This window comes from Gilliamella mensalis, assembly GCF_900103085.1.
Classification (GTDB): domain Bacteria; phylum Pseudomonadota; class Gammaproteobacteria; order Enterobacterales; family Orbaceae; genus Gilliamella; species Gilliamella mensalis.
This window is the reverse complement of the sequence record NZ_FMWR01000004.1, coordinates 45523-56737: the sequence shown is the minus strand read 5'-3', so window position 1 is coordinate 56737 and position 11215 is coordinate 45523. Positions and strand designations below refer to the sequence as shown.

Below are 11215 nucleotides of genomic sequence, written 5' to 3'. Positions count from 1 at the left end.
TTTTCAGCACATGAAAAATATCAGACATTAAAAGAGTTTATAAACTTACCTAAATTCTACCCTGCTGGGCGGTTAGATACCGATAGCGAAGGATTATTATTGTTAACCAGCAATGGGAAATTACAAGCAAAAATCAGTTCACCAAAGTTTAAATTACCAAAAACTTATTGGGTACAAGTTGAAGGCCTTATCACTCAACAGGCTATAGATAAACTTAGAGCTGGTGTGCAATTAAAAGAATTTTTTACACAGCCAGCCACAGTCACTTTTCTTGATGAACCATTGCAGTTATGGAAAAGAGTGCCTCCTATTAGAGAACGCAAAACAATACCAACTTCATGGATAAGTATTACAATCTCAGAAGGAAAAAATCGGCAAGTTAGAAGAATGTGTGCTGCTGTCGGTTTTCCCTGTTTACGACTAGTGCGTGTGCAGATCGGCAAGTATAATCTATTTACTCACCAGTTACCATTAAGTGAATGGCGATTTATCACAACTCGAGATCTTTATTTGTAATCAGTATTGTTGATTGGTTATAGATCACGAAATATTTCTTTTTTAATCTTTTTAAAAGATCGAATGCATTGGGCTTTATTCTAAAATAAGATACAATGATCTTTAAATGATCATGGGATAAATTATTTATGATTGAACAAAAAAAAGAAGGGTTTTTCTCCCGTTTAAAAAAAGGTCTTTTCAAGACTAAACAGAATATTGGATCTGGTTTTTTAAGTCTATTTAAAGGAAAAAAGATCGACGATGCCTTATTTGAAGAGCTAGAAGAACAGTTACTTATTGCTGATGTGGGTTTTGATACAACGCAAAAAATTATAGACAACCTAACAAAACAAGCATCAAGAAAAGAGTTAAAAGATGCAGATGCATTACATGTGCTTTTAAAACAAGAAATGAAATCTATTTTGGATGGAGTTGATAAACCTCTTGATATTAATAGCCATAATCCATTTGTTATCTTAATGGTTGGTGTTAACGGCGTAGGTAAAACAACGACAATTGGCAAATTAGCCCGTCAATTTCAACAACAAGGTAAATCGGTTATGCTTGCTGCTGGTGATACTTTTCGTGCTGCCGCTGTTGAACAGTTGCAAGTGTGGGGAGAACGTAATCACATTCCTGTTATTGCACAGCATACTAATGCAGATTCAGCTTCTGTTATTTTTGATGCAATACAGGCGGCGAAAGCAAAAAAAATAGATATATTAATAGCTGATACCGCAGGTCGTTTACAAAATAAGTCTCATTTAATGGATGAGTTGAAAAAAATAGTACGAGTAATTAAGAAGCAAGATGAAACTGCTCCTCATGAAATAATGTTAACCATTGATGCGGGTACCGGTCAAAATGCTATTAGTCAAACTAAACTATTTAATGAAGCTGTCGGTGTAACAGGAATGACATTGACCAAATTAGATGGTACAGCAAAAGGTGGTATCATTTTTAGTGTTGCAGATCAGTTTAATATTCCTATACGCTATATAGGCGTTGGTGAAAAAATTGAAGACTTAAGGCCTTTTGTTGCTGATGACTTTATAAATGCCTTATTTGATGAAACAGATGAATAGAGAAAAGCCATGATAGAATTTCAGCGTGTAAGTAAAGTTTATTCTGGTGGTAAACCGGCATTACAGAATATAAACTTTACTTTATCATCTGGAGAAATGGCATTTTTAACAGGGCATTCTGGCGCGGGTAAAAGTACTTTACTGCGGTTAATCTGTGGTTTAGAGAAAGCCAATGATGGTAAAGTATTACTAAATGGTACTAATGTTTCAAACCTAAAAAAACAAGATATGCCATTTTTACGTCGCACTATAGGTATGGTATTTCAAGATCATCAGTTATTAATGGATCATACCGTCTATGATAATGTTGCGATCCCATTAATCATTTTAGGTAAACCAGCTGAAGAAATTCGCAGGCGGGTTTCAGCATCATTGGATAAAGTCGGATTGATAGATAAAATGAAATTTTATCCTATACAGTTATCTGGTGGAGAACAGCAACGAGTGGGTATAGCTCGTGCAATTGTTAATCATCCTAGTGTTTTGCTTGCTGATGAACCGACCGGTAATTTAGACGATAAGCTTTCCAAAGATATCTTAAAGCTTTTTGAAGAGTTTAATCGATCAGGTGTAACTGTTTTGATGGCAACTCACAATATGGGGCTTATTCGTCGCAAGCACCATAGAATACTACATTTAAATCAAGGGCGTTTAGAGGTTAAAATTTGATGCGTAATTTCACTATCAAACCTACTAAATCGAAAGATAATCAAAATACTTTTTTGTCTCGTTGGAAAAGGCAAATTAGTTACGCTTGGTGCAATACCTTTAATGATTTTACACAACATATTTTGGCATCATTACTGACCATTTTTGTTATTGCGATTTCTATTACACTACCAACTATTAGCTATTTACTTTGGAAAAATGCCAATCAAGCTGCACATCAATGGTATCCAACACCTAACTTAACTGTTTATATCAACAAAGAATTAACTTTAGATCAAACTACTGAATTACTAGCCAAACTCAAATCTTACCCTGAGGTTGATAGAGTCGATTATCTTTCTCGGGATGAAACAAAAGAGGAATTTAGAACATGGTCTGGATTCAGTAGCGCATTAGATTTATTAGATGAAAATCCACTACCGGCAGTAGCCATTGTTATACCTAAAGAAGAAGCGAAAAAAACAACTATATTGCATAGGTTACAATCTGAATTACTTAATCTTGATGGCATAGATGATATAAAGTTAGACGATAGTTGGTTTACTCGATTAACTGCGTTAACTAATATGGTTAAATCTGTTTTTTGGATCATTTCAGTATTTATGATTATTGCTGTGTCACTTGTAATAGGTAATAGTATCCGCTTAAATATTTTTGCTAGAAAACAAACTATAATTGTTATGCAATTAATTGGCGCAACTGAAGGTTTCATTTTACGTCCTTTTTTATATAGTGGGATTTTTATTGGTTTTGTTAGTTCTGTTATTTCTTTGATATTATCGGAAATATTTATCTTTCAAATAGAATCAATTATATTGAATGTTTCTGATGCTTTTGGGACAATTATTCATATTGAAGGTCTATCATGGGATGAGAGCCTATTAATTATACTTATTACTATCATTATTGGATGGCTTTCATCGCTTGTTGCGACTAAAAAATATTTAAAAATGACACAAATTACCTAGCTATTTCGACGTAACTAATTAAAATATATATTAGTTTTAATAAGCGCTGATCCTAGCAAGATATTTTATTAATTTTAAATAAAAATATGAACTAATTTATAGCTTGAAGGTCTAATTAATAAACGAACGTTAGTTTAACGTTTTTAATTGTTGCATTTTATTTATGTAGCAAAAGCCAGTTAATTTAAAGGGGGAGTTAAATGAGTACTGATATAAAAATGCAAGTAGGTGCTTTAATTCCACAAGGTAATATTGAATCATACATTCGTGCGATTAATACCTATCCGATGCTAACAGCAGAAGAAGAAAAATCATTAGGTGAAAAACTTTATTATCATGACGATGTTGATGCAGCAAGACAATTGATATTATCTCATTTACGTTTTGTTGCGCATATTGCTCGTGGGTATTCCGGTTACGGATTACCGCAAGCAGATTTAATTCAAGAGGGTAATATTGGTTTAATGAAAGCTGTGCGTCGTTTTAATCCAGAAATGGGTGTGCGTTTAGTCTCATTTGCCGTGCACTGGATAAAAGCCGAAATTCATGAATACGTATTAAAAAATTGGCGTATTGTTAAAGTGGCTACGACTAAGGCACAAAGAAAGTTATTTTTTAACCTAAGAAAGACCAAACAACGTTTAGGTTGGTTTAATAATGCTGAAGTTGATATGGTAGCTGATGAGTTAGGTGTAAGTCGTAAAGATGTACTTGAAATGGAATCACGCATGTCAGCACAAGATATGTCATTTGATATAGATAGTGATGACGATGATAATTCAATTGTTGCACCAGCACTTTACTTAGAAGATGGTAATTCTGATTTTTCAAAATCAATTGAAAACGATAATTGGGAAAATGATGCAACAGATAAGTTACATGATGCATTATTAAAATTGGATGAACGTAGTCAAGATATTATAAAAGCACGTTGGTTAGACTCGGATGATAGTAAATCTACATTACAAGTTTTAGCTGATAAATATAGTGTTTCAGCTGAACGTATTCGCCAACTCGAAAAAAACGCAATGAAAAAATTACGAGTTGCGATTGAAGCATAATCGATTTGTTATTGTTAACTTCTTAGACCTTACTGATAAAAAAGTAAGGTTTTTTTTATACTTTAAATTAATAAAACAATAAAAAATTATCGTTTTATTTTTATTTTTTTTAATTTGGTTTATGTTATGCTGTGTACAGTTTTATAAAAGAAAGGATATAAAGATGAACACAGATATGGCTAAAACACATTCTCGATTGAATCAATATTGTCGCTTTATGGCATTATTAACATTAATTCCTATTCTAATTATGTTAATTAGCTCAATATTCCCATTCTTGTATTATTTTTTTGATATGCAAAATATTGGGCTTGAATTCGGAGGATTTTCTTTTATCCAAAGTGGGATTGATAATGTTGATCCTAAATCGTTATCTGGATGGCAAGCGACTATCGCAACGTTAATCGATACTTCATTAATATTTATTTTAGCTTATGCGTTTTATCAACTTAGATTATTGTTTATTTATTACAGTCAATCACAGTATTTTTCGGTAAAATCAGCTAACCGTTGTTACGTATTTGGCAAATTGCTTGTTTTTTGGGTGGTTATAAGTTTTTTATCTGAACCTTTATTAACAATGATCTTAACTTATAATCAAGAGTCGTCAGCACGTTATTTTTCTATTTCTTTTTCTAGTGATGATATTATAACGCTATTTCCTGCCATGAGTATTATGCTTATAGGTCAAATATTGAAAAAAGCTTGCCAACTAGCTGAAGAAAATAAACAATTTATTTAAAAGGAGCCATATGTGCCAATTATAATAAATTTAGACGTAATGCTAGCAAAACGTAAAGTTAAATCAAAAGATCTAGCGGTAGCAGTTGGTATTACAGAACAAAATTTATCATTACTTAAGCAAGGTAAAGTAAAAGGATTTAGACTAGCAACACTCGAAGCAATCTGCAAACATCTAGATTGCCAACCAGGTGATATATTAGAATATACAGATAAAGAGTAGATTAATGAAGGCAATAAAATCACAGTTATGGCTTGCAACTACTATTTATTTCATACTCTCCTTGCCCTGTTTTGCCGATCCCAAAGTGATCCATGTTTTGGTGGCGCTTTGTGATAACAAATATCAAAAGATTGCACCTGTTCCAAAGGCGATAGGAAACGGTCAAAATCCCAAAAACAACCTTTATTGGGGGGCTGCTTACGGGTTTAAAACCTATTTTTCTAAGCAAAAAGAGTGGCAAATTGTACAAATTAATCGACCCAAATCAGGAATAATATTAGAAGAGATCATTTACAAACACCAAGACAAAGATGTTTATCTCATTGCACAGGCGTATAATGGCAAATATATTAACGATACTGTTGATGATTTTATTGACTACTCAGCAGGCAAAAAGGTAAAAGCGTTTAAATTAAGTGATAAAACGATCATAGCAGGTGGTAGTGCTGATCTGGTTGTCTATATTGGCCACGATTCATTAATGGAATGGTCATGGAAAAAATATTTACCCGATAGCTGGCGTTGGGATACATTATCAAAAGAACAACAAGAAAAACAAAAATCACGTTATGCGGCGGTATTTGCTTGCAAAAGCCAACAATATTTTACACCACCACTATCGCGCCTAGGTATTACGCCACTTATTTTAACTTTGCACCGTATGGCGCCAGAAGCTTATAGTGTAAATGCAATGATTAACAGTTGGTTAAATGGCGAATCCAAGGCTGATATTCGATTAAAAGTGGCAAGTGCTTACAGTCAATATCAAAAACTCAGCAAGCCAGCTTTGCATATTTTTACCACCGAATACAGCCAATAATTGGCAAATATTTTATTTTCAATAACCTTAGTTAAATTGTAAAGGTGTAATGAATTATGACGATACCTAAAATAGTTATTCTAACCGGTGCTGGCATTTCGGCCGAATCGGGCTTATCAACCTTTCGAGCCCAAAATGGATTATGGGAAGGCTATGATGTTAATGATGTAGCAACTTACGAAGGCTATATGCGCAACCCAACAGCGGTACATGATTTTTATAATATGCTGCGCCGTAAATTACAAAATCCAAACGTAAAGCCTAATGCTGCCCACTTTGCGCTGGCTGAGTTAGAACAGAAATTAGGCACTGATAACGTCTTAATTGTGACACAAAATGTGGATAACTTACATGAACAAGCTGGATCTAAAAATATAATACACATGCATGGTGAGTTATTAAAAGTGCGTAATGAAAAAACAGGACAGATAATTGATTGCTTTAACGATGTGAATTATCAACAAAACCAATTAATTCGCCCACATATAGTCTGGTTTGGTGAAATTCCCCTACAAATGGAACAAATTTATGATGCACTTTCGCAAGCAGATTACTTTATATCCATTGGCACATCAGGCAATGTCTATCCTGCTGCTGGTTTTGTACAAATAGCTAATCAAGCGGGCGCTAAATCGATTGAACTTAATTTAGCGCCAAGTCTAGGTGAAAGTCTGTTTCAAACCAAAATTTACGGGCCAGCAAGTAAAATTGTGACTGAATTTATCCAAAAATTTATTTAGTAATAAGTGGCTATCTTAGTTTTTTAAGATAACTGTTATTGCCTAAATTACGTATTTGGGCTTGAATCCATTTTGCTTTTTTCTGGACTCGTCCACTTGGTGTTATTGGACTCCAACGCCTTGGATTAGGTAATACTGCCGCAAGTAAACTTGCTTGCTTTGGCGTTAACTGCTTGGCACTTACGTTAAAATAGTGCTGAGAAGCGGCTTCAATGCCAAAAATACCTTCCCCCCATTCTGCACAATTTAAATAGATTTCAAGTATACGCTGTTTTGACCAAAATAGTTCTATCCATAATGTAAACCAAGACTCAATTCCTTTACGGATCCAACTTCGAGATGGCCATAAAAAGATATTTTTAGCTACTTGCTGAGTGATTGTGCTAGCACCTTGAATTTTTTTACTATTTTTGTTATTGCTTAGCGCTAGGTGAATAGCTTTAAAATCAAATCCCCTGTGCGTGGGAAAATGCTGATCTTCTGACGCTATGACTGCAATTTTTATATTGTCTGAAATTTCATCCAAATCTTTCCAGATTCGTTGTTGTGGTGTATTCCAATGCATTATCTTGCGCTCTATTATTAACATAGAACCGAATGGCGGATTTACCCAACGCATAATTAAGGTGGCAAAGATAGATAGCAACATCAGTCCAATGATTCCTTTTTTGGTAATGATTAAAATGCGTTTTAATATTTTTAATAAAGGAATCATGCAAATTTTATAAACTACAAAGTAAAAAATTGGTAAATAAGATACGCTATATTATTGTTTAAATAAATAACTTTTTATAAATTCAACAATTTGAATTGGTTGATTGATATCAAGCACAGGCAAAGAAGTTTCTAACGGTCCATCACTTGCAACCGCTATTGTAAACTCGTCAATATACAGTGCTTTTTTATTTGCTTTGCGGTGGCAAATAATTTTAGGGATTTTTTCGTGTTTAAATCCTTCTATTAGTATTATATCAATATCGTTAAATTGATTAATGAGGGTGATTAAATCGGTTGGCTTGTTTGGTGTTTCGCAAATTACTGCATATCGCTCATCACAAGCAACAATTGTTTGTAACGATCCGGCCTTACGTAATTGATAGCTATCTTTACCTGGAATATCGACTTCAATATCGTGATGAGTATGTTTTAATGAGCCGACTTTAAAATTTTGTTCAACAAGCAATGTAATGATCTTTTTCAGCAATGTTGTTTTACCGCTGCCACTATAGCCGCTAATGCCAATAATTTTTTGTTTGTTCATAGAACCTATATTTTAAAAGTGTTATATTCATGTGTAATTAATATTACATCATTTTATACAAAGCTAAACGATAAAGGTAATTATATGCATGATTTTTTGAATGATTATAATCAAACTGTTCATCCTAAATTGCTCAAAAGCATTATTGATATGACTGATAAGAAATTCAGTGGGTACGGTTTAGATCAATGTTGTAATCAGGCAAGAGAGAACATAAAAATACAGTTACAGTCGCCTAATGCTGATATTCATTTTATGCCGGGCGGTACGATTACTAATTTAGTGGTCATTTCACATATCTTAAGACCTTATCAGGCGGTGATTGCGGCTGATACTGGGCACATCAATGTGCATGAAACAGGGGCTATTGAGGCAACTGGGCATAAAGTATTAACAGTACAAACAGAAGATGGAAAATTAACGCCAGAACTGATTAAGCCAGTTTTAGCTGATCATTGTGATGAACATATGGTACAACCTAAGCTTGTGTATATTTCAAACACAACCGAGCTCGGCACGATATATACCAAGCAGGAGATCAAACAATTATATCTATTTTGTCAAAAAAATGACCTCTATCTTTATTTAGATGGAGCACGTTTAGCCATGGCTTTAGCGGCGAAAGATAATGATATATCTTTTCCTGACTTAGCAAAATACACGGATGTATTTTATATCGGTGGTACTAAAGTTGGTGCTTTTGCTGGTGAAGCGGTGGTGTTTAATAACTTATCAGTTAATCAAGATTTTCGTTTTAGTATGAAACAAAAAGGCGCAATTTTAGCTAAAAGCTGGATTGTAGCTTCGCAAATCAATACACTAATGCAAAATGATCTTTATTTAGAACTGGGTAAACACAGTAATGATATGGCTGAAAAATTAAAAACAATTTTTGAAAATATTGGGTTAACGTTTGCAGCTAAACCACAAAGTAACCAATTGTTTGTTAATTTTCCTAATAAGTTAGCTAAGAAAATTCTTGCACATTATACTGTGGATAATCTCGGTCAAACTGACTCTAACCATATTGGCTTGCGTTTTTGTACTTCGTGGTCTACTCAAGATGAAGAGATCGCATTATTTGCTGAGCAATTAAAAAAATGGTTAGTGTGACGTATTGATTGATATTAGAAGCCGGAATGAATATGAACACTATATTGTTCATTATTTCGGCTATATTATATATGAATAAATAGCATTAATGTCGGTATATATTTATCTTATTTTCTTTTTTGGTTACTTTATCATCTGATTTGCTTGTTTTAGCTCCTCTGGTGTATTGATATTAATAAAACAAGACGCCTGATCATTAAAATAGACCGATTTTGCTGAAATTTTTTCTAAAAATAACATTAATTTACGATTACCCTGTTCTAAATAAATCCTAAGTTGTGGGATAACACTCTTGTGAATAAGCAAAATGGTTGGGTGATGATATTTACCATCAAAAGGATAGATTGCTTTATGAGTTGATGTATGCGTAGCTAAACGTGCGATTAAATTATTTGGTAAAAAGGGTGTATCACAACTAACAAACAAATTCCAATCAGTTGTACTACATAATAACCCACTGTAAACACCTGATAATGGACCAAAATACCCTTTTAGAACGTCGCTAAATACTGGATAGCCGGCAGTTTGATATTGGCTAACATTATTATTACAATTAATCATGATGGAATTAGTTTGATGTTTGATGCGGTCAATGACATGTTGATAGAGCGGTTTTTGATTTAATAATAGTAAACCTTTATCATCACCATTCATGCGTGTGCTTTTTCCTCCTGCTAAAATGATTGCAGTAATAGACAGTTTTTCCATAAATTATTTCTCTTTTACATTGCGAAAAAACAAAATAACATTACTATATAGCAAAGCTATTTAAAGTCACAGTCTACACATTTTAAACAGAGTGACTCAACTATTTATTGAAACTGACTCTATACCAGTCTCTTTTTAAGGTGTAGTTTAATAAATTAAATATGATTATTGTGTTGATTTTTAGGTTGGCAATAATGAGCAAGCCTATTATTTCCTTACTTTATGAAATAATTTATTAGGTATAGATAAATAAGATTTTATATCATCCCCCTTCAATGAACACGAAGGATTAAAAAAGGTATTAATTATGAAATGTCATCGTATTGATGAAGTAATGGAATTATTACAACCAGCTTGGGAAAGTGATTCCGATCTTAACTTATTACAATTTTTAGCTAAGTTAGGGCAAGAGGCTGGTTTTGAAGGTGAATTAAAAGAGTTGAGTGACGAAGTTTTAATTTATCATTTAAAAATGCGCGGCTCGGATAAGAATGAAGCTATTCCTGGTCTAAAAAAAGATTATGAAGAAGATTTTAAATCTGCATTATTAAAAGCACGTGGGATTATAAAAGAATAAGGAGAATTATTAAGATGAAAAAAACACTTATCGCAATTACTGTCTTACTTTCTTCTGTAAGTTGTTTTGCAGATGAAGGAAAAACAATAACTAAAACCGATGAATCACAAACAGCCTCTACCAATGCACCAGAGCCGATTGAATTAGGCAAACAATATGCAGCACTGCCAACAAATCCATCACCCGACAAAGAAGTCATTGAATTCTTTTCATTTAATTGCCCTAGCTGTTTTAGATTTGAAATTCAAAATCAAGGCTCACAAACTATTGGTCAATCTTTACCTGAAGGCGTCAAATTTAAACGCTACCATTTAGAGGATTTTGGAGCATTAGCTAAAGAGCTTGCACAAGCATGGGCTGTGGCTAATGTACTTGGTATTGAAGATAAAGCTTCAGATGCACTTTATAACGCTGTTCAAAAAGATAAAACAATAAAAACAGCAGATGATATTAAAATTGTTTTTGAAAAATTAGGTATCAGTGGTGAAGTGTATGATAAAACGAAAGACAACTTTTTAGTTAAAGCATTTATGGCACAACAAGCTGATGCGATTAAAGAGATGAAACCAGAGTCTATCCCTACAATTATTGTGAATCGTAAGTTTTATATCATAGCAAATAAGCTTAATAGAACTAGTGATGAAGCATTTATTAATGATTATGCAAGAGTGACAGCATTTGTAGCTGGGTTAGATCCTAATGCAAAAGTAAAAGAAAAAACTCATTCTAATAAAAAATAAATGGTTATTAA

The 11215-nt window shown here is 33.2% G+C and carries 14 protein-coding genes and 1 pseudogene; 12 read left to right on the top strand and 3 right to left on the bottom strand.

Going from position 1 to position 11215, the window contains the following annotated elements:
• From BQ5209_RS02470 to cobB, 9 genes and pseudogenes are all read left to right on the top strand, one after another.
• A partial coding sequence (locus tag BQ5209_RS02470; protein WP_085246994.1) for a pseudouridine synthase occupies positions 1-516 on the top strand: 516 nt, incomplete at its 5' end.
• 143 nt (positions 517-659) lie between these two features.
• Positions 660-1583 (top strand): annotated as a pseudogene (ftsY, locus tag BQ5209_RS02465) (signal recognition particle-docking protein FtsY); the annotation flags it as partial.
• Positions 1584-1592: 9 nt separating this feature from the next.
• The gene (gene ftsE / locus BQ5209_RS02460; protein WP_085246993.1) at positions 1593-2252 is read left to right on the top strand and encodes a cell division ATP-binding protein FtsE; all 660 of its coding nucleotides are present in this window, start codon (positions 1593-1595) and stop codon (positions 2250-2252) included.
• Positions 2252-3220, top strand: coding sequence for a permease-like cell division protein FtsX (gene ftsX / locus BQ5209_RS02455; protein WP_085246992.1), 969 nt, complete (start codon positions 2252-2254; stop codon positions 3218-3220). Before ftsE ends, ftsX begins: the two co-directional genes overlap by 1 nt.
• A 200-nt stretch (positions 3221-3420) precedes the next feature.
• The gene (rpoH, locus tag BQ5209_RS02450) at positions 3421-4281 is read left to right on the top strand and encodes an RNA polymerase sigma factor RpoH (protein WP_085246991.1); all 861 of its coding nucleotides are present in this window, start codon (positions 3421-3423) and stop codon (positions 4279-4281) included.
• Positions 4282-4444: 163 nt separating this feature from the next.
• On the top strand, positions 4445-5023 hold the full coding sequence (locus BQ5209_RS02445; RefSeq protein WP_167370298.1) for a DUF2975 domain-containing protein: 579 nt from the start codon (positions 4445-4447) through the stop codon (positions 5021-5023).
• A gap of 12 nt (positions 5024-5035) precedes the next feature.
• Positions 5036-5245, top strand: coding sequence for a helix-turn-helix domain-containing protein (locus tag BQ5209_RS02440; protein ID WP_085246989.1), 210 nt, complete (start codon positions 5036-5038; stop codon positions 5243-5245).
• 4 nt (positions 5246-5249) lie between these two features.
• Positions 5250-6065: a hypothetical protein gene (locus tag BQ5209_RS02435; RefSeq protein ID WP_085246988.1), complete on the top strand. Its 816-nt coding sequence runs from the start codon at positions 5250-5252 to the stop codon at positions 6063-6065.
• A 56-nt stretch (positions 6066-6121) separates the two neighbouring features.
• A complete protein-coding gene (cobB, locus tag BQ5209_RS02430) occupies positions 6122-6805 on the top strand; it encodes a Sir2 family NAD+-dependent deacetylase (protein ID WP_085246987.1) in 684 nt (227 codons plus the stop codon).
• A 10-nt stretch (positions 6806-6815) separates the two neighbouring features.
• On the opposite strand, the gene mtgA is transcribed toward cobB, so the two are convergent.
• Together mtgA and mobB are read right to left on the bottom strand one after the other, a co-directional pair.
• Complete coding sequence (gene mtgA, locus BQ5209_RS02425; protein WP_085246997.1) at positions 6816-7502, bottom strand: monofunctional biosynthetic peptidoglycan transglycosylase; 687 nt, start codon at positions 7500-7502, stop codon at positions 6816-6818.
• Between the two features lie 69 nt (positions 7503-7571).
• Positions 7572-8066: a molybdopterin-guanine dinucleotide biosynthesis protein B gene (gene mobB, locus BQ5209_RS02420; protein ID WP_085246986.1), complete on the bottom strand. Its 495-nt coding sequence runs from the start codon at positions 8064-8066 to the stop codon at positions 7572-7574.
• Positions 8067-8150: 84 nt separating this feature from the next.
• On the opposite strand from mobB, the gene BQ5209_RS02415 reads away from it, so the two are divergent.
• Positions 8151-9179 (top strand): threonine aldolase family protein, encoded by a 1029-nt coding sequence (locus tag BQ5209_RS02415; RefSeq protein WP_085246985.1) that lies wholly within the window; start codon positions 8151-8153, stop codon positions 9177-9179.
• A 123-nt stretch (positions 9180-9302) separates the two neighbouring features.
• On the opposite strand, the gene mobA is transcribed toward BQ5209_RS02415, so the two are convergent.
• On the bottom strand, positions 9303-9887 hold the full coding sequence (mobA, locus tag BQ5209_RS02410; RefSeq protein WP_085246984.1) for a molybdenum cofactor guanylyltransferase MobA: 585 nt from the start codon (positions 9885-9887) through the stop codon (positions 9303-9305).
• A gap of 307 nt (positions 9888-10194) precedes the next feature.
• Here mobA and BQ5209_RS02405 point away from each other — a divergent pair, with 307 nt between their 5' ends.
• Both BQ5209_RS02405 and BQ5209_RS02400 read left to right on the top strand, forming a co-directional pair.
• A complete protein-coding gene (locus tag BQ5209_RS02405) occupies positions 10195-10464 on the top strand; it encodes a YihD family protein (RefSeq protein ID WP_085246983.1) in 270 nt (89 codons plus the stop codon).
• 14 nt (positions 10465-10478) lie between these two features.
• The gene (locus tag BQ5209_RS02400) at positions 10479-11204 is read left to right on the top strand and encodes a DsbA family protein (RefSeq protein ID WP_085246982.1); all 726 of its coding nucleotides are present in this window, start codon (positions 10479-10481) and stop codon (positions 11202-11204) included.
• Positions 11205-11215 lie beyond the last annotated feature (11 nt).